The organism is Pseudomonas sp. GW821-FHT09H03, assembly GCF_059415945.1.
The window spans coordinates 155,256-178,675 of sequence record NZ_JBWKOF010000012.1 but is presented as its reverse complement, the minus strand read 5'-3'; the positions used below and the strand labels follow the sequence as shown (position 1 = coordinate 178,675).

Here is a 23,420-nt window from a genome sequence, read left to right as displayed (position 1 = left end):
GAGGCATTGCACTCCACCATCCAGACATTAAACGTTTAACTCCTTCCGTCACCCAAATAACTTTTTACAACATTACGCCTTACATTTTTGTTGGCTCCCAAGTTTTGCTTATCAAATTGCACCTGTTGCTTATAAAGATATTGTTGTTGCTGCTCCTGCCTGACTTTGTCCGCGGACGCCTTGAACTCGTTTGCTATTGCTTTCAAGGTTTTTGAAGCCTCCTTTGTTATTCCAATTTTTCCGACATTATCGCGCGCCCAAGCCTTTAAATATTGGGAATATTCCAGGTTACCTTTCGCCGCCTCAATTTCCTCCCAAGCCTTGGCTCGAAAACTTCCCACACCATGTTGGCGGTCGTATCTCTGTTCATTAGCAGGGGTTCTATTCCATTCGCCCCACTTTTCGACTACATTTTTTAACTCCGACTCACGCCCCCTCACAACCGTCTTCAACCGCCCTACATCTTTATGCTGAATAGGCCGCACCGAAGCTGGACCAGTTTTGGATTCCGGTTTCTGAAGAAACGCATTTGGAACTTTGGCGTTTGCAGCCTGGATAGTAGTAGGCCTGAACATCCGCAGAATATTGCCAAATACCGAATGCCCATCCGGATCCGCGCTCAACACCGGCTCACCCTCGCAATAGGCGTACCTATTCACTCCTCCCTCGCCAAACGGACTCAAACTGTCGGGACTTAAAAACTTCATCAATCTAGGGTTATAAGCCCGATACCCATTCCCCAACAACTGCCACCCCGTCTGCGGCTCGCTGAATTGCCCGTTGTAATGCAGTTGCGTACTGATCGGCTGTTGCGCACTGGCATGGCCATACGCGGTATGCGCAACCTGATTGACCACCCCGTTACTCGCCTCGCTCAGCAACGTATTTTTATGGTCACCGAGCAGCATCAAGACTTTGGGTCATCACCTTCCTGATACTCGGCGAGCACCATGTTATCGCCGTGCATGAAGGTGCTGTGGCTTGCCCCCTGAATGCGGTTGACCAGCACGCCGTTACGATAGAAGCGCTGCTCCGGCCCGCCGTCGCCGTTGCCCCCGGATACCTTGTCCAGCGGATCGTAGTCATAATTGGTTGGCGTCTCGCCCGCCAGTGCACTGACGCGGATCAAGCGGCCCAAGGCGTCGTATTCCAGAAACCGGCCTTCTTCATCACGAGTCATGCGGCCGTCCCAGTCATACTCAAGTTCGATGAGCGCGGGATAGCCGTCACCCGAGGCCGAGTTGGTCACGCTGGACAATTGCGTCGGGTCGGTGCCGGTGTAGCTGTAAGTGGCGATGTTGTTACTTGTGGTTCCCCCCGGCCCCTGGTAAGTCGTCGTCACCCGCTTCAGATTATCCATGGCGTCGAACATGAACCTCTGACTGACAATGGCCTTGCCATAGGGATCCACCGGTGGTTCGCTGCCCTCGCACTTATAAAGCACCAGGCGCCCGCGCGGGTCGTATTCATAGGTCTCATCACGCAACAATGTCTGGCCTTCGCGCAATGTTCTGCGCACCAGTAGATCGACCTTGTTATAGACCTGGCTCAGCACCTGCAGGACGCCATCAAGGTCAAACGTACGCTTGATCTCGCGGCCCAATCCATCGTGTTCCAGGCTGATGGTCACCTGTTGTCCGCTGGCGCTGTCCCGGGTTTTGATCGTGAGTGGCTGTCCCAGGGTGTCAAAGGTAAAGTCCGAAGACGTGGTTCCCAGCTCGGTGTGCTCCAGGCGGCCAGGGTCGTCGTAGTGATAAGTTTGAACTTGATCTCGTACGTCGGTGTAACTGAGCAAAAGCCCCTGTCGACTGTAGTCATAATGCATGACATCGGTTTGATTGCCCTGCACCCGTGTTTCGCTTTTCATTTCACCGGTGGTGAAGTATTCGCGTTGCAGCTCCAGGTCATCTTCCTTGCAACGGACAAGACGAGCGTTTTTACCGTCGCGCTCGTATTCAGCCGGATCCTTATCGGGCAGACTGCGCTGGCTCGGTTCATCGCCCAACTGGGGCTGGTAGGCATAGTTGATCACTTGGTTGCTGGCGGTGGTGACCGTCGCCGGTTGGGTTTGGCCCGGGTTGTAGGTGAAGCTTTGCACGCGTCCACCGGTGATCGATTCAATCATCCGATCCAGGCCATCGAACGTTTGCTCGCCAAGCACGACATCGTCGACACTGATTTTCGTCGGCAAGTCTGCGGAACTGTGCTCGGCGTAACAGCGGCGAACCTCGGCGCCACCCGGCAGACCGTTGATGATCAACCGGTCAAAAGCATCGTAGGCATATGTCGTGGTGGCATCGCTCGCATCGGTTTCCTCAACCGTTCTTCCAAACCCGTCATAGACGTATTGATGTTTACTCACCAGCGATTGGTCAATCTCGAATCGCTCAACGTGATCGGGCTTCTCGAACAGATTCAGGTAAGTCACTACCTTGCCGCCGACTTTTCCCGGCCCCTCTCGCCAACTGCTCTGGATCGGCCCTCGCCACCCGGAAGTGCCAATCGGATTGGTTTGCTCATAGACCGTTACACCGTCCGGGCCGGTGACACTGCGCTGCATGCCCCAATCGTCGTATTCGAATGTGCTGGTCTGAGCGACCTGCTGCGCCCCCCGCCAGTCGTAGTGAGTTTCCTCGCTCAGGTTTCCGTACAGATCGTATGAGGCGGACCAGGTCTGGCGGTATTTGTCGGCGCGCTGCGGGTTATCCGCGTCATGGCGCTCTTCGTATATCGGGCGGTTGAGTCCGTCGACCAGGCTTCGGGTCTTCACCCCTTTGACATCGGTGACCACCTGACTGGCCTGCTGCCCGGCAATGGATGTCAGGTAGTATTCATAATGACGCGTAGCTTCGAATTCAGGCTCGCCCGGGGCGACGGTCTCACTCCGCACCCGATTCAGCGGATCGTAGACGTAGCGAATTCTCGTTTCATTGTCGTCGCGGGTCAGCAAAGGCTGACCGTGTAGCAGTGAGTCCTCACTGATGATCTTTTTACGGACTTCCTTTTTACCGGGCACATCATCGAAACCCTTGAAGGTTGCAGTGGTCTGCAGCACCGTCGCCCCAGCCAGTGCGCTGTACAACCTCTCGTATTCATATGACGTCGTGCTGGTTTTGCCATTGAGAGTGGTTTGCTCGGTTTGCGGGCGAGCATGCAGGAACGCATCCGCCGGCTCCACGTGATAGGTGCGCTGGGTCTGTTGCAAAGTGGTTTCGCTGGCGCCGTTGATCTGCGCCAGGGTCTCGCTCTCGATCGCCAGCCAGTCGGGTTGCCCGCTGCCGGTCAAGGCTTGGTGCGCCGCATAACGCAAGCGCGTACGCAGTGTCGGGGCGCCCGGTTTGCCTTGGGGCGACGGGGTGACCAGGGTGTCTTTGAGGTTGCGCACAAAACGGTCCGGCGGGCAACCGTCCTCGCCCTCCTTGAGGTAGTAGGTGTAGGTGGTCACGAGGCCATTGGGCTCGACCTGTCTGGTCTGATTACCGTCCGTGTCAAAATCAGTTTCTGCCACTTCTGCGCGGTATTGGGTGGGGTCCTTGTCGATTGTCCAGATGGTGGTGACCTTCCTGGGCAGCTGAAATTGCGCGACCTGCTGCTCGAACGGTATGTCCTCGGCGTAGTAGTCGGTCTTGACCTGTTTGATACATTTTTGCTGGGTGGTTGTTTCTTCGGTCAGCAAATGAAAGCGGTTGTAGGTGCGTTTCACGGTGCGCACCACCTTGGGGTTGTTCAGGTCGGTGGCGTCCATCAGCGTGGCGGTGCTGCCGTAATCATAAAGGGTGCGCACTTTGTACAGCGGGTCCATGCCTTCTTCCCAACTGACGGTTTCCCCGAACCCCAGGAAATTCTGGCTGGTGTAGCTGTAGTCCACCTGGATCATCGGTTGGCCGAAGCCGGGGTAGCTGCGATGACGGGTGACCCGCGGCAGGTTGGGCCGGCTGACGCCGCCCGGATAAGGGTGCCCCAGGTCACCGTAGTCAAGGGTTTCGCGCCCGCCCGTTGGCGTGTGGACTTCATGCAGGCAGAGAATGTCGCGGATCGGCCCGTTGCCGTAGCCAAACCGCCAGGACGCCTTGTCGGCGGTGGGCAACACGATACTGGTGACCCTGCCACTGCCGTTGAGGTTCATTTCATAGCGCGCCAGCGGGCCGCCACCGGGGCCGTCGTAGGGGCGTATGAGGATTTCCACCTGGGTGTCGTTGGGGCGGTTGATGCGCAACAGTTCACCTTGGGCGTCCCTGATGCTAGCCAGGCGCTGGCCACCGCGGAAGTCGTCATAATCCAGCTCGATGCAGTGCCCGGCGGGCGAGTAGATCTTTTTGGGCAAGGCCACCCGATCAGTGCTGCTGCCACCGACCTCGAGCAACTCCACCAGCCCGGACTTGTGCGTCACGCGGTACCAGTCATTGCCCAGGTTTTGGAAGTGAAAGCTGTCGAGTTTTTTTTCCTTGATGGACGGCTCGGTCCCGCTGCCGGTGACCTTGAAGGTTTCCCCGGTGTGCAGGGACAGGATGCTGTTGTGCGGGGTGAACTGGGTCAGGTTGAGGTTCCAGCCCCGCCCGTAGCCGGAATCCAGGATGTTGATCGGGTTGAAGGCCAGGCTCACGGGAAAGGCCGGGCCACCCAGCCAGTTGCTCTTGACCTCGGGGAAGTCGATGGAGAGGGTGTATTGCCCGGTACGGGGGTCGACACCGCCTTGCAAATAACTCATGAAAGCAAAAGCTTGGGAATGCACAGCACTGGACGTAGTCATGTCATGTGTACCTAATAAAATATTATATAAAAAATAATTGATTAATATTTCGGCAGGCGGCCAGCTTCAGGTCTGATTACATGGCAGGCCCGAAGACTGACTGATCGCCTCTTATGAACGCACCGTTGATCTGAACTAATCAATAGTGATCAAGTACGACTGATGGTCAACCTATTCCGACTGTCTTCTTTCGTTGGATTATCAAAAGCAATAATCAATGAATGTCGATTGCCTTCCTCGTCCACCAATACAATCTTGAGACCCGGATCCAGATGTTTACGGTACATTTTACGTTTATCACCCTCTGCCAGTCCGTCATACCAATACTTCACGTCATTCGTTCGGTGCAAACTCACCATCAACTCGCCGGAAGAGGGTTCTTCATTGATTACAAATGAACTGTCCAGTTTGATATTGCGAAACCTCATCAACCCCCAAAGATACGGATCGAACGTCAATCCTTGCGGAGCAGGGCTATCGCTATTTTCGAAGTTTGCCGGATTAAAGGCGATACCGGTAAAACTAACGAAATTCTCGTCGATCAATTCACTTTCCCACTGAATCGTCGAAACATTGCCTTCAATCGTTGCCGTGGAAAACAACACAGGAAAAGTCCCCACGCGCAGATACCTTAAACGCCAATAATCGGTGGATTGACGGTAAAAACTGAATGTATCTCCTTCAGGATACAATTTACTGGGTGGTCCATCCTTACCAAGCTCATCCTGCGCTACGCGTTCACCTGCGAATTTATAATGACTAATGTCCGCCGTGGGTGGCGCGATACCCTGCACGGTGATTTCAGAGCCCTCTGCCATTGGCTGGTTAGAGTTAAAAGTGCCCTTATCCGAATTGAACTGCGCATAAAAGGTGTGGCTGCCCTGCTTTGTTAGCTGGATCCACAGTTCGCGGTACCGCACACCATTGTTCTGCGGCGCCGGGACTGAGACCGAGTTGGGCGTCGCTGCGTTAGAGGGGGAAAAAAGTTTGAATCGATTCCTTTTTTTATTCACCGCCCAGTCGATCCCGCTCTCGTATTCAATGCCTTCCTGACCTGCGGGCACGAACGGCACGGGGCTGTGCGAAGATGCATGAACCAGCCGCAGGGTCGACAAGTGTGCGTCGCTGACCGGTATGTAGACATTCTCGCCACCAATTTCTACCGGACTGGTCTCAATCTTGACCATTACGGCAATCTGTTGATAGCCATTGCTGAAGCACTGGTTCAGTCCGCCGCTGGCGACGATTGAAAACGTTGCGAGCTCTGACCAGGTGGGGTCTGGCATCTTTTGCTTGGTGAGTTCGATGATGCTCAAGCCGCTGGCCCTGACCATTCCGTTAACCAGGTAGGAACACCTCACCACACTGACTCGGGTAGTGGGATCCTTTGGTGGTGTGAACAACCCGGTTTCATCCACTTCACCTCTACCTTCACCTTCACCAATGACAACCCACTTGGCGTTATCCGGTTCAAGATCGGCATACAGCTGGATCGGTGTATCCTCACTTATCGCCGCGACGTAGGGCGGATCGACCGGCCACAAGTGAGGTGACTTCATCAACACAATCGATGCGTCTATCGTCTCTTTGGTCTGGGAATCGGTGACCCTGATGGTCTGTACTTTCACCTGTTCACTCAGTTCCGCAGGAGGTTTGTAAATGGCGTTATTGTTATCGACAACCGTCAAAGTCCCCTCAGATGGCTTGAGAACAGGCCACTGCAATGAACCGCCACTCAGCGTGAACGCTGTCAGTGGAATGCCCGCGGCCCCGATTGCACTGGTGCAAACGCGCGGCGAGATGCTCATGCTTTCGTAGACCCCCAGCACAAATGCCGAACTCGTGCGCTGTACTCCTCCCATGGCATATTGCGCCGTCACCACGACAGGCTGTTGCTCTTTGCCCATTCGTGATGGGGCTGGCGTCGTGTACACACCACCGGTCGACGTGATGGTACCCACTGAAAGCGGGCTGACGGGGTTGCTGACTTGCCATTGGGCACTCACCGTTGTGCCGTCACTTTTACGGGCGGTAAACGCCTGAGTGTTACCAGACTTGAGGTAGATGAACGGCGGGTCGATGCTCACGCTTTCGTCCGTCGGTTTGAGGTTACCGAGTATCAGCAGATCGTTGGGCGTGTGCCGTCCGTTAAGGCTTTCGACAAACAGGTTTTCGCCGGGCAGAATCAGGTTTTTGAGTACGTCCAACTGCACTTCGTCAAGCAGCTCGAGCAAGTCCTGGCTCAACACCATCGATGCCGAGTACAACGGCTTGCCAGCGCTCAGATCGTCCGGAATCAAGTAGGGGAAGCCGCTGCCTTCAATGGGAAATAAACCATCTTTCTCATTGAACTTCAGGCGGACAAACACCAACACCGCACCCTCGTCATCCGTTTCTTCACTACCGGGCACTTTCTGCGTGCGAATATAGAAATCGATTGGACTTAGTGGATTATTACCGCTCAAATCCAACAGCCCAAGCTCAAAGGTGCGCATGTCCTCCGGTAGCAGCGTCAGGTACTCTTTAATAAAAGCGGCCACGGGCTGCGTAACACCTGGCTGCCCTCCCAGATTACAAGTCAACTCTTCGGCGCCGCCCAAATCCAGGGCCACTCGACCTCGCTTATCCACACTGCCTTTAATCTGGTTAACGCTGACCTTCATTTCGATCTTGTAGCCCATCGCTTCAGTGATCTTGAAGGTGGACATCAACTGCTGTGCTCCGTCGCCCAGTGGCCGACTGATGGCCGTGTAGCTGCCCGCGACAATATTCATGCTCACTGTCACGAAAGACTGATTCAGTAACGCCTTTCGAAAGGACAGCACCGGTTGGCCCAAAACCAGACCTTCCAGTTTCATCGACTCAGTCCTGCTCTTGGTAAAGACCTCACCCGTGATAGGCGGAATAAAACGGCCTTTGTCCAACCACGCAAGGTATTGCTCTTGCAGCATACGATTGAGTTGCGCCCGGCCGAACGCCAGCACTGCCCCCCAACCGCTGGTAATCGAGCCCCTTTTCATTTGTTCGAGCAAACTATTTAGCGAATGAGTCGCCATGACTTTATCTCCCGACATTGAGTGAACAACCGATTACTGAGCATCTGTGCTGAGCAACTGACGAAGGGTTTCTGGGGGGAGACTGAAAAACGGCACTGGCAAGATCAAGTAACCGTAATCGTCCGGCTGATTCCTGATGCCGGGAGCGCAGACAGTGACCAGCACATATTTGTCCGGGCCGGCAGGGTTCACTGTGAGCAGACCTTTTTCGGCATCGATCTGCGCAGATCCACCACCTAGCACTACCTCCCATGTTTCTTCAAAGTCACCCGGATTAATGGGGCCTTCTTCGCCCAGGATGGCGAGCTGAAACTGGTTATCCGGCAAGCCAGGTTTTTCGACGATCCCCACGTTCAGCGTGATCCCCCGATGCAGGACCAATACCCGTGCCGTCTCACTCAATTTAGTCCGTGGGTTGTGCACAACGATCGTGTCGACAGTGGGCGGCGATCTGGATATCCGCGGCCCCGGCACATAGACGTGATCCTTTCTTTCTGCGGGATCGGTATTGGGATGCGGCCGTACCACCGCACCCGAGGAAGGATCCTGGATGGACCAGGTCAACGGCCCGCCGTCCACGGTTCCGGCCGAGACGTCAAGCGCCAGCGTATCTCCGGCCGTGGCAACCCGGATCATCGGATTGACGGTGATGGCTTGGCGCAACACCGTGACCAACGCCGAACTGGTACGGCCGCCAGCACTGGCGGTCACCCTTACGCGCACGAAACTACCCTTGAGCTGGGCGCCTGTGGGGGCGGTATAAAGCCCGGTCGTGGGATTGATGGAGCCCTTGGGATCCGTCTCGCCAAGGATGTTATGCACCTCCCACTTCAGGTCGGTGCGCGACGGTTGGGTGGTGAACTGGAATGTTTCGCCGGGACCGACCAGCTGTTGCACTTGATTGATACTGAAGCCGGATGGGCCGGGTCCGACATGTCCAAACAGCGCTACGTCGGTAGGGAATTCAGCCCTCTTGAACTGCACTGCATCTGTGCCGCGAAACAGAAGACTGTTAAGGGTAAATACGTTAATACTCTGCGCACTGCCGATGAAATCGGTTATAGCTTCGTCAAACAGACGTCTCATCCACTGATTGTAGGCTTGCAGCACCTCAGGATAGAAATAATATTGACTGCTAGCTTTACAATTGATTTGATAGCGACTTTCAGGGGACACCTCGATACGAAAATCTTGATTTTCTCCAATAACATAATTAAATAAAACATTTATATCCCAGTCTACCCAGATGGGCTGAGTCAAATCGAAACCGTTTTCACTCAACGGCTGATAAATATCGGGTTCTTTCCACTCAACAGAAAGCTTTCCATCACTCGTATTTAGCGAAAAATAGTCTTTTTCGCTATGAAATCGAGTATAAGCAGTCGTATAGATTGACTTATATGTAATATCCTTAACAACTACTTGCTCTACCTGTCGTCGAGTTCTCTGCCCACTTTTGGCAATAAGCTTCAGGATCTTCAGTTTGTCAGCAGATCGCACCTCCTCATAGACTATTGATTGACTGTTTGAAATCTTTTTCAACCCATCGTCAAATATTTTCTTAATGAAGAACTCATGCCCCAACAACAGCGTTGCCGAATAGCCGTCCGGAAGTAAGTATTTCAGATCTTTATTGAGAGTCGGCGGTCTGCCAAGGTCTCGCCCCTGCATCGCGATGAACACCAGAACAGCGCCCTCCCCCTCGTCTTCACCTGCCAATAGCCTGGCACCCGAACCTTTCTTGTTATGTGTACGAATAACAAATTTGTCCGGCTTCAAAAACTGTTTGTCATCGAACTTCAGTTCGTTCAACACGAAAATTTTCTGATCCTCCGGCAAGGATTTGAAAGCGTGCTGCATGCGTTCGCCGGCCAGCTTATTAAAGACCTCAGATAACCCACCCGTCAGTCGGTAATTTTTCCCATTCGAAATATCCAGTTCCACGCGTCCTGCGGAACTCACCGACCCACGAGCCGCAATGAGATCGACATCAAAACTTAATTTCTCCCCATCCAGTACATCCTCATGGGAAAGTTTGCTCACGTTCCAGACAGTGGTACCTTGCTGCTTTTCAAAATGCACGCGCGAGCCGCCAACGACATTCATGCTTATCTTGGCAGACGATTTTTCCAGCTCTGAACCCGCGAATGAAATCTTCGGGGAGTCCAACTGGTAGTTATTATAATATTCCTTGGAGTTCGGAGTCCCAGTATTTTTGACTTCTTCAGTAATAGGCCGAAGATAATTATCAGTACCGAAGCGATTGATATACTCCTGAAGCAGCACCTTATTTGTTTCACTGCGCCCATAGGCCACGACAGCATCACAGCCAAATGTCCGAGGTTGCACTTTCAACCAGGCCAACAGTTCAGCAATGGAATTACTTTCCATGATCAATATCCTTTCATTAATAGAAAATCCACCGACTTGCGCCGATGACCGTCAACTAACAAGCTTCGGTGTACTGTCCACAAAGTTGATATAAGAGTCGCCGCCATTGAAACTAACTTTCGCCTTCAGGGTGAATGGCTCATTGGGCTTGAGCGTACTGAGAAAAGCTTTTGGCAATTTTGCCGTTGCTTTCTTATTTCTGAACTCCGCCGCGGTAACCGGATGAGTGGCCTCGCGCACGAAAGTCCGGATACTACCGCCACTACGATCGACACCGTGGACTTCCATGATCAATAGTTGTCCCTCGGCCATGAATGGCCATGCGTCGTTGTGGGGCGAAGAGTGAATTTCCAGATCGGCACCGCCAATACCGACAGAGGACAACTTCATTTCGTTATTTACAATCTGCGGCGACGTCGTAAAGGGATACCGTGACGCGGGCAGTGGCGTGATGCGCACGTTGTAAGTGGCGGACTTTTCGCCGACGTTATCACCCGGTGCAAACACGCGATAAAACACGGGAAAATGCACATCCAGGCGCTCCGACATGTTGGCAGCCAGGACGGTGGCGGGAATGAAGTATTTCTTGCCGTTGCCTGGTATAGGCGTCAACGCAATGTGCCGCCCACCATTGGGATTACCCTCAAAATGCAGCTCTACTCTGCCCGAGCCAACTTCGGCCGTTGCGGGTATGCTGACATGGTCGCCACTGGTATTCGCCCTCAGAAATCCCTTGTCAGTGCCTTCACTTGTCGCGTTTTCGACTATCGGCATGGGCAGATTCAACGGTTTACTGATATTCAATTCCAATGTATCAGCAGATTGCGCAACACCCTGGCGGGCAAACTGATAAACCACGGCCACCTTGGAATTGCTATTGTCGGTCAGCCAACGGGGCTCGATCAGAAATTCGATGACCCCGCTGTCCACCGTCGACCGATCGGCCCGCAGTGCCTTGATGACATTTTTGGTCTTATCCGTGCCCGTCCAGTACACCAGCACCCAATCCCCCTCCTGAAGGGCTGCATAAGCAGGTTTTACCTGTAATACCAGCCCATCAGGATACTTCCCGGGATTGATCGGGCCCTCTTCGTGGCCCTTGACAGTGATGGGGTCTAACCGCTTGGCATCGGATTTGACCAAGTCCAGTGTTTGCACCTCGGAGTCACTTGGTTCCCCCACTCCGTTGGCATACTCGATACGATAACTTAACTCGCCATCTTGAACCGGATAGTCGAACTGGGCTTTCGGGACCGTGAACGTCAGCGGCTGGCCCAACTCCTCAGCCTTGATTGTTTTCTTTTGTTTAAAGGGGTCCTCCGGGATCCCGGCATAGTACCCTTGCCAGGTGAGAATCACGGTGTCCCCAACGCTCATCGCGTTATAAGGCGGTACCACGGCAGTGGCACCCGCAGGGTCGAGTTCATCCGGGTCCAATGCACACCCATGGGATTCCTTGATCTGCGGCACCGGTAAACTGCTGACTTTGTCTGGGCGTTTACCCACATAGCAGAAGGTTCGCAGGGACTCTGGCCCCCGGAATGCTGGATCAGAAGCCTTACCGAGCGCGTACGAATAAAAGGCCCAGCCTTGATCAAGCTGCTTGAGCAGTCCATTGGGTACCAGCACCGGCATTCCCGACTCAGGGGTGTACCCCCCTTCAATCGAAACATCCACTCGGGCATTGAAGTGATCGGCGATTGCACCCTGCGCTCCACAGCCTCGCCAGTTCGGCCAAAATACGTCGTCGATGGCAATATCGGGGTATTTGATATAGGTCATCAGAGCATCACTGCCCAACTGGTCCAGATCGATCCAGTCGCCAGGCTGTAGATCCCGGATCACAGGACGGGGGTTCACATCCGCCATTTTTTTCTCCTTGGTCATTGGAATTCATCGACTATGAATCTCACAATAACGCCGAACTCAAGGAGCCGACCACTAACAGAACTACTAGGTTGTCAGGCGCTGGAAATGCGATATGCTTGAAGACTTTGATTTAACCCTGCTGTTTTGCTGCACTCAACCTTACTTCAATCGATATTTATCTTTATTGATCTCTGCGCCCTTCGACAGCTTGTATAGACCTGCCAGCGCATCACACTGTTCCGGCAAAAATCCTGAAAGCCTACGCCTTGCACGTGACGTAAACAACTATCTGTTCTGATAGGTTTCGACAACCCAATCAGGTGATAACGTTAGCCCAAACTCCGAATGTAAGTCCAACCCAACTCGTTACATGAGGCCACCAGATGAACCTCCAAAAATCAACCAGTATCGGGCTATTGCTCGCCACCTGTTTCTTATTATCCAGCGCCGTAATGGCTGAAACCTCTGCTAGTCGGGGTACTATTATTTTAAGAGACAAGGATAGTAACCGCTGCACCTTAAAAGCTCCCGAGCCGGGACAAACAGCAGTCTACGACTTGGAGAAAAGCGGGGAAGGAAAATGTGGTTATGATACTGCTCGCACCATCGCATTTTCAGAAATGCCTTCGGCTACAAAAATTTTTATTCATGACCATGCAGATTGCAGGGAGGACACAAGCAGGGATGGTTTTTATATAGAACTGAAAACAACAAAAAAAAACACAGAAACCACAATTATTGAAGTTGACTTCCTCACCACCTTTCAACCTGGCCTGATCATCGAACCAGGTTTGCAACTCACTCGCACCTGGAAAAAACATGGCTCCTCCGCAGCAGACAACACAGCTTGCGTAAAAATTATCACTTCAGCGCAGCCCCCATCTCCGTAGTGTCGATATACAAATACCGCTTGTCTTTTCGGACGACAGAATCATCTTGGAAATAATTAATAACGAGGCCCCAAAACATGACTTCTTCCAGAGCCGTGCATTCGCAAGCCTTTGGTTTCGTGAATCATATGCAAGGCGGTGTCGACCCCCGTACCGGGCAATACACCCTCTCCATCGACTTCCCCGAGGTCAAGAGCAACTGGCTGGGTGGCCCGGCCTCTCCCGTGAGCCTGGCCTTCAACCCGATCAACACCCTGGATTCCGGCTGGGGGCTGGGCTGGAACCTCAACCAGACCCAGTTCACCCCGCACAACAGCATCCTGTCCCTGCACACCGGGGAAACCTTCAAGGTCACCGGCAGCGGGACCGAGCCGTCCATCAAGGAAAAAAAACTCGACAGCTTTCACTTCCAAAACCTGGGCAATGACTGGTACCGCGTGACGCACAAGTCCGGGCTGGTGGAGTTGCTCGAGGTCGGTGGCAGCAGCACTGATCGGGTGGCCTTGCCGAAAAAGATCTACTCGCCCGCCGGGCACTGCATCGAGCTGGATTATGCCAACTTCCGCGGTGGCCAGCGCCTGGCTAGCATCAGGGACGCCCAAGGCGAACTGTTGCGCATCAACCGCCCCAACGACACCCAGGTGGAAATCCTCATACGCCCCTACGACGGCCCCGGTGGCGGCCCGCTGGCGCGCTATGAAATGAACCTCAACGGCAGTGGCAGGGTCACCAGTATCGTGTTGCCCACCGCCGACAAGGCGTCCTGGCGGTTTGGCTACGGCAACGGGCCGATCCGCGACATTCTCTGCCTGCATGAAGTCCACACGCCAACGGGCGGGCGCGAAACCCTTGACTACGGTGACCTGGGGCACCCTTATCCGGGCGGCGTCAGCCGGCCCAACCTGCCGCGGGTCACCCGTCATCGCAGCTACCCCGGCTTCGGCCAACCGATGACCCAGGTCGACTTCAGCTACACCAGCCATAATTTCCTGGGGTTCGGGGAAACCGTCAGTTGGGAAGAAGGCATGGACCCGCTGTACAAAGTGGTCACCCATTATGAATACGGCAGCACCGCCACGCTAATGGATGCCACCGACCTAAACAACCCCAAGGTGGTGCGCACCGTGAAGCGCACCTACAACCGTTTTCATTTGCTGACCGAAGAGACAACCACCCAGCAAAAATGTATCAAACAGGTCAAGACCGACTACTACGCCGAGGACAAACCGTTCGAGCAGCAGGTCGCGCAATTTCAGCTGCCCAGGAAGGTCACCACCATCTGGACGATCGACAAGGACCCCACCCAATACCGCGCAGAAGTGGCAGAAACTGATTTTGACACGGACGGTAATCAGACCAGACAGGTCGAGCCCAATGGCCGTGTGACCACCTACACCTACTACCTCAAGGAGGGCGAGGACGGCTGCCCGCCGGACCGCTTTGTGCGCAACCTCAAAGATACCCTGGTCACCCCGTCGCCCCAAGGCGAACCGGGCGCCCCGACACTGCGCACCCGCTTGCGTTATGCGGCGCACAAAGCCTTGACCGGCAGCGGGCAGCCCGACTGGCTGGCGATCGAGAGCGAGACCCTGGCGCAGGTCAACGGCGCCACCGACACCACTTTGCAACAGACCCAACGCACCTATCACGAGCTGCCGGCGGATGCGTTCCTGCATGGCCGCCCAGTTACATTGCTGACCACCCTCAATGGCAAAACCAGCACGACTTCGTATGAGTACCAGCGGTTGAACAGTGCACTGACCGGGCAACCGGTGCTGCAGACCACTGAATTGTTTACCGGTTTTGACCGCATCGAGAAATCAATACTTCAACAACACTCGTTGGTCACCGGAGAAGTCGTTCTGTCCACTGATCTCGACGGCGTGCAACTGCTACGCCAATTCGATGCGCTGGGTCGAATCACCAGGGAAGTCGTCTCGCCCTCATCCCCTGATGTTAGCGCCGAGCGGGTTTACACCTATACCTTGACCAGCATCGACGGGCAACAGGCGTCTCAGAGTGTGACCGAAACCACGGGCGCGACCACCCATACCCGCTACGACGGGATGGGGCGGATGATTTACCAGGCATACGCGGAAAAATCAGAAACGCCACGGCAGATTTTTGCCGCCAGCTACGATGAACAGAACAATTGTTTTGAACAGATCAGCTACGACTACTGGCTGGAAGATAAATGCATCAAGTTGCGCCAGCAGTTCGAGTACGACGCCTGGGGTGTCGAGTGCCGAACCACCAACCCGGACGGTAGCGTAAACAATCTCTTATGGTCGCCGTTTGGCAAAAAGGGGCCCATCGAGTATCGCTGGCTGGAAACGCCCGGCGCGCAAACAGAGATTACGATCAGTGGTCTGACGGGGGGCGAATACAACGATTTCGGTAAGCTGGAGCGTTTTGAACGACTGGATGCCCAGCCGTTGATCGAGCGATGCCAGCAACAACCCGAGCGCCCGGTCGCCGAACACCTTCAGCGATTACTGGGTGAGACGGCACTACCAACCGTTGGAGCCACACAGTTTCTCTACGATGGCAACAGCAACTGCGTAGAACAAATTGAGTTGTACGATGGGCAGGAGCGCACCACACATTTCTCCTACGACGTGTGGGAGCGTGTGGAGGCGACCACGCTCGCCGACAACACGAAGGTCACCAGGGAGTTTGCACAGCAAAGTTTTGGCCAGCACGTGACCCGGTTAAAGGTTATACCGGGAAACATCGCCCAACCCGAAGTAACGGTCGGTCACCAGACATTTGACAGTCTCCTGCGTCTGACGGAAAGAAGTACTGGATCGGCGGGCAATCTGCGAACCGAACGATATCGCTATGCGGGCGCTCAGATGCAGCCCAGCCAACGTATCACTGCGCTGGAAACGTTCGACTATGAATACAAGCCAGAGCTGACCCAACAGCCTTTATCCATCAAGACCTGCGAGAGCCAGCCTGCGACGTACAGCTATGACCCCAAAACCGGGGGTATCACCAAGGCGATCAATAGCCATGGCCAGCGCACTTACCGCTATTCACCCAATGGTCAACTGGCGCATGAAAGCTGGACCGACACTGACGGTACAACCCAGGAAACCGATTACGTCACCTCCCTCTTGGGACGTCAAATCAGCCGCCGTGATACCGGCGGCCTTGAAAACCTTCAAACTTATGACAAATGCGGACGACCCTGTTCAGTCACCCAAGGCTCTTTAAAAGCCGACTTTGAATATAACGCTCTTGGACAGCTTCACCGCACTACCACGCGCAACACAGTCTCGGGCGTGACGCTGGTCGTTGAAATGCGATACGACACCCAGAACCGAGAAATTGAACGTACCCTGAGTGTGGATAATCAACCGCCCCGCACCATAATCCAGACCTGGCAGGGAGACAACCAGCTCAAAAGCCGACAGCTGAGTCTGGATGGGCGCAGCCTGCTCAAGGAAGAGTTTGACTATGACCCGCGTAACCGGCTTGTACATCACAAGTGTACGGGCACCAGCAAAGCCCTGCCCAAGGATGCCTACGGCAATGCGATCACCAGCCAGAGATTCACGTTCGATGGGCTGGACAATGTTAAGCGCGTTGTCACGCAATTCGACAATGGACTGAGTGATATCGCAACGTTCACCTATGCCCCTGCTGATCCCTGTCAGTTGACCCAGATTACTCATACCTATACCGACGGAGGCTATTCGCCCTGCCAGGCGTTCGAATACGATGCCAATGGCAATATGCTCAACGACGAACAGAATCGTCGCCTGATCTACGACAGCCAGGGGCGTCTGATCGCTGTCAAGGACCCGACAGGGCTACAAGCCCTGGTGACCTACCGTTATGACGGGCACAACCATCTGGTGGGAATCCGTCTGGGCAATGAACGCGAAACCCTGCGGTTTTACCAAGGCTATAGCCTCAGTCACACGCGCCAGGGTGACACGTACACTCAGTACCTGTTCGACGGCGATCGGCCCCTGGGCCAGGAGCGAAGCGATGATCCCGCACAAGCCATTCTGCTGATGACAGACGCCAGCCCCCATGTCATCGGCGAAATTTTGCAATCTGGAATAAAAACAGCGGCTTACACTGCCTACGGTGCTCGCAGCAGCGAAGACGAACTGCGCAGTTTGCTCGCTTTCAACTGCGAAGTGTACGAAGAAGTTACGCAATGGTATCTGCTGGGGCGCGGCTATCGTGCCTACAATCCGAACTTGCAACGCTTTCACAGCCCCGATTCTTTCAGCCCGTTCGGCTCCGGCGGGGTCAACCCCTATGTGTATGGCCTGGGCAATCCCGTCACCTTCCGCGACCCGACCGGCCACCGACCTACCAATGATCGGCCCGACGACCCACAGAAGGATCCCGTCAAAGAGACAACGGGAGGTTTGCTTGGAAAAATTGCCGCCATTTTTGCTGTTGTTCTCGTTGCAGTGGTTCTAGTCGGCGTTGCCTGGTTTACAGCAGGAGTTGGATTGGCTGCTATTGCAGCATGGGGCGGCGCGGCCTTGGCAACGCTAGGGGCTGCTGCTACCACGTATGGCGTTATCGTGGAAGATGACAATTTTGTGGCCGTTGGCTCAATCTTGGTGGCGCTTGGGGCAACTGTGGGCTCGGTAGGTTATTTTAAGCGGCCTCAGAATACACCGACACCCCGCGCATCTGTTTCAAGTGGTCGATCAAGATCTGGCTCTATTCCCGGCGACCTGAACGAGGTTCCACAAGAACGCCCCCGACAAGCAAGCCTATCTCAGGAAAGTCTGAACAACCCAGCTTCCAGGCGTTCTTCTTCCTCAACTTATGATCCAAGTATATCCGATATTGATACGCCTTCAGGGTCAACTAATACCAATGTCCGGGCGCCTTCGATCTCCGAGATTCCTGTCACAACTGCTTCAGAAAACGTACCCCCGTCCCCGATCCTGACTCGACCATCGGCTAGTCTTGGTAATTGGCATTATCTTGGCTCCGGAAAGTTTGCACCAAAACAGGCGGAAGTTCGAGTTTACCTTAACGAAGGAGCAGTTCGTATGTAAGACATAAGTTATAGCACGCGCCCCTCCTGCCAAGTGCGCAATCCTCTTTGGATTGCGCACTTGGAACTTGCCAACCTGCCTCTCAAATTGCCCGAGGCACAATCACGACACCAGCCGAAACACCCCCAAATAAATACCCGCCCTTGCACCCACACAACTGAGAGTTTTCTCATATTCCCTCTGCCCCCCCGCTTAATACAATCCCCCCATCGAGACATCACCCCCCAAAACCCAACCTATTACTAAACAGTGCAATAACAGCACCGTCTCGACCTTTTAAACGCCCCGCACTGTTTAAACAAACAAGGATCAACGTTTTGAAAAAGTCGCTACTTGCACTTTCCCTCGGTCTGGCTGCCGGCATCGCCGGCACTTCGGCGTTCGCCAACACCGGCAACATCAACTTCGAAGGCAAGATCACCGCCAGCACCTGCCCGATTGAAGTCGTCAACCCTGAGGACGGCTCAATCGGCAATCAGGTGAAAATGGGCAGCCTTGAGGCCAGCCGCTTTACCGGTGCGGGCCAGGAACTCAGTGGCAAATCCTTTGCCCTTCGCGTGAAGGACGGAGTCGCTTGCGGCGTTGCTGTTGGCGGCAAAGGTAGTGTCACCTTCACTGGCAGGCCGGACCCTTCGAACTCCTACTTTGCCGTCACCCCTGACGCGGACGGCGCCAAGAACGTGGTCATCGTGCTCAGGGACAAAAGCGGCGCCTCGATCGCGCCAGGTGGCAGTTCGGTTGAATACGACCTGAATGAGACCGGCTCCAGCGACATGCGTTTCGATGCGTACTACCGCTCCACGGCCACGGCGGTGGAAGCCGGCGTAGCCTCGGCGCAAATAGACTTCATCGTCGACATCAGATAACCCCCCCGCCCCCGCCCTCCTGGCCGCTCACGTCGCCAGGGAGGGCACTCAGTGCTGCCTTGCAGCCTGTTACATCCGAAAAAAGGTATTCAACCATGCTCGGTTTGATCAAGCGGGCGGCCGCTTCCCGGCCCGCCCTTGGCGCCTGCATGACTGCGATCATGCTGGCGTCCAGCATTCCCGCCGCCCAGGCCGCCCTGACCCTGAGCGGGACGCGTGTAGTGTTCGACAGCAGCAAACGCAGCACGTCATTGATTGTCGCCAACCCCAGCGAGCGGACTTACGCCGTACAAACCTGGGTCAACACCGCCGCCGATGATACGACCACAGCCGTGCCGTTCATGCCCTCGCCGCCGCTGTTCCGGCTGAACCCGGGCAAGGAACAACACGTGCAGATCAATGGCCTGCCCAACGATCTGCCGACGGATCGTGAATCATTGTTCTACTTCAATGTTCAGGAAATCCCACAGGTCGACCCGGACGCCGGCAATGTACTGAACATTGCCCTGCGCACCCGCATAAAACTGTTTTATCGCCCAAGCGAGCTCAAGGACACCCCCATGTCCCGCCTCAAAGATCTGCAGTGGTCAACCAGGCAGGCAGGCGGTAAAGCGCAACTGGAGGTGTACAACCCGTCACCCTTCCACGTGACGTTCCTTCGCCTCGCAGTCAAGGGCAATGGCCGCGAGCAGATGATTGAGAACGCCGAGATGGTCGCGCCGATGTCCCGGCAGACCTTTGCAGTGACCGGTGCAGCGCCCGCGCCGGGAGCGCAGATCGAATTCTCGGTCATCAACGATTACGGCGGTTCCTCCACCCCGCTGACTCTGCCGATTCAGGTCACCCCGTGAGACAGAGTATCCGGAGCATGACCTTCCCTCTTTCATTGCCGTGCCGACGTGCACCTGCGCGGCGGTACCTCGTTCATTTGTTTGTAGTGGGCTACAGCAGCACCATTCTCGCGCAGGAAAATCCCGCGCAACCAGCACCTGCGCTTGAATTTCAATCCGGCTTTTTACGCCAGAGCCCCGATCATGCCGTGAGCGCCGGCCAGCAAGCGCTGCAGGCGCTGAGCCAAACCCATGATTTGGGACCGGGGCGCTATCGGGTTGGCACTCAGGTCAACCTGATAGACTTTGGCCAGCGTGAAATCGAGTTCATCCCAAGTCCCGACGGTAGCCAACTGATCCCCTGCCTGTCGGCCGAACTTCTGGATCAGATGGGGGTACGACTCGACAGCATCGCCAACCCCGAATTACTCACAACCCAGTGTGTTGATCTGCTGGCGCTGATCCCCGGCGCGCAAATCGACTTCGATGGCAGCCAGCTGCTGCTGGCCATTTCCATCCCTCAAATCGCCATGCGCCGTGATGTGTTCGGCCGGATCGACCCCGAGCGCTGGGATCACGGCATCAATGCCGCCTTCGTCAGCTACCAGGCGTCGGCGCAGCAAGGCAGCAGTCGCTATCGCGGCCGCCAGAACACCGACGATCTGTACCTCAATGGCGGCGTCAATCTGGGTCCGTGGCGCTTGCGCAGTAACCAGTCGTTGCGACAAAACGAAGACGGCCAGCGTGAATGGACCCGAGCCTATGCCTACGCGCAGCGCGATCTGCCGGGCACCCATGCCAACCTGACACTGGGTGAAACCTTTACCAGCGGCGATGTGTTCAGGAGCCTGCCCATCAAAGGGGCTCTGATTGGTTCGGATATGGGCATGCTGCCGGATGTCCTGCAAGGTTATGCGCCGATCATTCGTGGCGTCGCGCAAACGCGCGCCAAGCTTGAAATCTTTCAGAACGGCTATCCCATCTACACCACCTATGTGAGCGCGGGCCCCTATGAAATCGATGACCTGAGCACCAATGGTGGTAGCGGCGAACTGGACATCGTTTTGACGGAGGCGGACGGTCAGGTCAGGCGCTTTACCCAGTCGTTCGCGACCATCGGCAACCTGCTACGCGAGGGTGTGTGGCGCTACAGTGCGGCCCTGGGGCGCTATAACGGCGCGCAGGACCTGGCAGATCCACTGCTCTGGCAAGGCACCCTGGCCATGGGGACCGCGTGGGATGTGACCTTGTATGGCGGCCTGATGGCCAGCGATTTCTACCGGGCCGGCACCCTGGGCGTCGCTCGGGATCTGGGCCAGCTCGGCGCCCTTGCACTGGACGTCACCCGTTCCGGCGCCGATATCGACACCCAGGATTCACAGCACGTGCAGGGCATGAGTTATGCGCTCAAGTATGGCAAGTCCTTCGCGTCCAGGACCAACCTGCGCTTCGCCGGCTATCGCTACTCGACAGAAGGCTATCGGGATTTCGATGAGGCCGTACGCCAGCGAAGCCACGACTCGGATTGGTACGGCAGCCGCCGTAGCCGGCTTGAGGCCTCCATCTATCAGAATATAGGTGCCAGCAGTGCTTTGAGTCTGACACTGTCACAGCAGGATTATTGGCAGAGCAGCAACACACAACGTCAGTATCAGCTCAACGCCAGTACCCGTTACGAACAGGTGAGCTTCAACCTGTTCGCCGCGCAGTCGCTCAATTCATCCCGGGGCAATGACCGACAGATTGGCTTGAGCATCTCAATGCCGCTCGATATCGGCCACTCGGCCAATGCAACGTTCGACACCCAGAAAAACGGCGATCAATTCACCCAGCGGGCCACCCTCAGCGGCAATACTGATCAGAGCCGTTTGAATTACCAGGCGTCGGTCTCCCGTGAAGACAGTCAGCAACAGTCGGCTGCACTTTCGCTCGGTTATCAGGCAGCTTTCGGCAGCTTCGGTGCCGGTGTGACTCAAAGCCAGGACTACCGGAACGTTTCGCTCAATGCCAGTGGCGCTTTACTGGTGCATGCCGGTGGCGTCGAGGCAGGCCCTTATCTGGGAGAAACCGCTGCGTTGGTGGAAGTGCCAGGCATTGCCGGCGTCGGCGTATTGAATGCCGTTGGCGTCAAAACCAACGAACGCGGCTATGCCCTGGCGCCCTACCTGCGACCCTATCGGGCCAATCAGCTGGTGCTGCAAACCGATCAGTTGGGCCCCGAGGTAGAAATCGATAACGGCACCACCCAGGTCATACCCACACGGGGCGCCGTGGTCAAGGCCACCTTCCCTGCTCGCACTGTCACTCGCCTGCTCATCACCGGTCGAACAGCCCAGGGGCAACTATTGCCGTTCGGTGCTCAGCTGAGCGATGAAAACGGGACGGTCATCGGCATGGTCGGTCAGGCGGGCCAGGTTTTGCTCTCGACCCGCGTCGAACCGCAGATGCTTGATGTGAGCTGGGGCGAACAGGTCGAGCCTCGGTGCCAGTTGCCTATCGACCCGGCGCAAATGGAAGAGACTCAAGGCTATCGCATCCAGGAGCTGACATGTCGCTGATCGCAACCTTGACCCAACCACTTGCAGGGGCAACGCCCCTGCCCTGCCCGGGCCATCCAGGAGAAACCCCATGAAACCTTCCATGCGCTGTTTGACCGCACTGCTGGGCATCGCAGCCGGGTGTCAGGTGCAATTTTCCGTCGCCGTCGCGGCGAGCAATGCCTGCCAATGGGGCCCCGCCGGAGCGGGAACCATGACCTTCACTCAGGATATGGGGAGTGTCTACGTCCCTCGAGATGCACCTGTTGGTAGCATCATCCGTAACCGGCAGTTCATGAGAGTCATCAACACCGAAGGGCGGAACATTCTCTGTGATAACGATGGCAGTGTGCGTTTGACCTTCAACACTCAAACCAGCGTACCGCCGGTTCAGAATATTCCCCTGGGTGCCGGTGCCTATGGGGCGGCGTATACGCTGCTGCCCACCAATATTCCAGGTGTGGGTGTGCGGTTCGAACTGGCGTTCCCCTTCGATAACTCAGCAACTAACGCGTTCACCCCCGACACGGGAGACTCCACCGTCCCCTTTAGCGCCCACCATCAAAAGCCCATGGGATCGGCAGTGCTGAACTTCTCGAGACTGGATCATTTCATCACGCTGATCAAGACGGGCCCCATTCCCACCGGCTCACAGGACTTCAACGGACAGGAACTGTTCAGCGGTAATTTTTCAGGGATCCCGGGCAAGAGCTTTCGAGTCGGACTCAGGGGCCAGGTCATACACGCTCATTGCGGCAGCAACAGGGTCAGTGCCGACCCTGTACAACTAGGGGACTGGAACCTCGCCGACTTTACCGGCCCGGGATATACCACCACCGCTATCCCATTCCACATCACCCTCAGCTCCTGTGTCGCGGCCGACACCCCGCCTGACATTGCCACCGCGAACATCCGCTTCGAAGGCAGCGGCGGGTCAGCGCCAGTCACCCCGGCAATACCTGGCGTATTCACGCTGACACCGGCCTCGGATGCCAAGGGAATCGGCATACAGATACTCAAGGGCGACCAATCGACACCCATAGAACTCAGCACGGAAGTGCCGATACAGCAAATCACCAGCGGAGAAACGACGCTTAACTTTGCCGCGCGCTTCTACCAGATTGAGACCAACTCGAACGTCAGGCCTGGCGATGCCAAAGGGGCTCTGAGCTTTACCCTGACCTACAAATAA

The 23,420-nt window shown here is 55.5% G+C and carries 12 protein-coding genes; 7 read left to right on the top strand and 5 right to left on the bottom strand.

Going from position 1 to position 23,420, the window contains the following annotated elements; genetic code table 11:
* Positions 1-35: 35 nt before the first annotated feature.
* The 5 genes from AC07OG_RS18515 to AC07OG_RS18495 all read right to left on the bottom strand — a co-directional run bounded on the left by AC07OG_RS18515 (position 36) and on the right by AC07OG_RS18495 (position 12,084).
* Positions 36-908 carry an RHS repeat-associated core domain-containing protein gene (locus AC07OG_RS18515; RefSeq protein WP_495067744.1) on the bottom strand — a complete coding sequence of 291 codons (873 nt, stop codon included), beginning with the start codon at positions 906-908 and terminating at the stop codon, positions 36-38.
* Positions 908-4,708 carry an RHS repeat domain-containing protein gene (locus AC07OG_RS18510; protein ID WP_495067727.1) on the bottom strand — a complete coding sequence of 1,267 codons (3,801 nt, stop codon included), beginning with the start codon at positions 4,706-4,708 and terminating at the stop codon, positions 908-910. Before AC07OG_RS18510 ends, AC07OG_RS18515 begins: the two co-directional genes overlap by 1 nt.
* Positions 4,709-4,899: 191 nt before the next feature.
* Positions 4,900-7,806, bottom strand: coding sequence for a hypothetical protein (locus tag AC07OG_RS18505; RefSeq protein WP_495067726.1), 2,907 nt, complete (start codon positions 7,804-7,806; stop codon positions 4,900-4,902).
* Between the two features lie 33 nt (positions 7,807-7,839).
* Positions 7,840-10,197: a hypothetical protein gene (locus tag AC07OG_RS18500; protein ID WP_495067725.1), complete on the bottom strand. Its 2,358-nt coding sequence runs from the start codon at positions 10,195-10,197 to the stop codon at positions 7,840-7,842.
* Positions 10,198-10,248: 51 nt separating this feature from the next.
* Entirely contained in the window at positions 10,249-12,084 is a 1,836-nt protein-coding gene (locus AC07OG_RS18495) for a hypothetical protein (protein ID WP_495067724.1), read from the bottom strand.
* A gap of 94 nt (positions 12,085-12,178) precedes the next feature.
* On the opposite strand from AC07OG_RS18495, the gene AC07OG_RS18490 reads away from it, so the two are divergent.
* From AC07OG_RS18490 to AC07OG_RS18460, 7 genes are all read left to right on the top strand, one after another.
* A complete protein-coding gene (locus AC07OG_RS18490) occupies positions 12,179-12,364 on the top strand; it encodes a hypothetical protein (RefSeq protein ID WP_156465529.1) in 186 nt (61 codons plus the stop codon).
* Between the two features lie 85 nt (positions 12,365-12,449).
* A complete protein-coding gene (locus tag AC07OG_RS18485) occupies positions 12,450-12,956 on the top strand; it encodes a hypothetical protein (RefSeq protein WP_156465530.1) in 507 nt (168 codons plus the stop codon).
* A gap of 77 nt (positions 12,957-13,033) precedes the next feature.
* The gene (locus AC07OG_RS18480) at positions 13,034-17,995 is read left to right on the top strand and encodes an RHS repeat domain-containing protein (RefSeq protein ID WP_495067723.1); all 4,962 of its coding nucleotides are present in this window, start codon (positions 13,034-13,036) and stop codon (positions 17,993-17,995) included.
* Between the two features lie 317 nt (positions 17,996-18,312).
* Positions 18,313-18,861 carry a fimbrial protein gene (locus AC07OG_RS18475; protein ID WP_495067722.1) on the top strand — a complete coding sequence of 183 codons (549 nt, stop codon included), beginning with the start codon at positions 18,313-18,315 and terminating at the stop codon, positions 18,859-18,861.
* Between the two features lie 95 nt (positions 18,862-18,956).
* A complete protein-coding gene (locus AC07OG_RS18470) occupies positions 18,957-19,712 on the top strand; it encodes a fimbrial biogenesis chaperone (protein ID WP_495067721.1) in 756 nt (251 codons plus the stop codon).
* Positions 19,713-19,729: 17 nt separating this feature from the next.
* Entirely contained in the window at positions 19,730-22,249 is a 2,520-nt protein-coding gene (locus tag AC07OG_RS18465) for a fimbria/pilus outer membrane usher protein (protein ID WP_495067720.1), read from the top strand.
* A gap of 70 nt (positions 22,250-22,319) precedes the next feature.
* Positions 22,320-23,420, top strand: a complete 1,101-nt coding sequence (locus AC07OG_RS18460; protein ID WP_495067719.1) for a fimbrial protein — start codon at positions 22,320-22,322, stop codon at positions 23,418-23,420.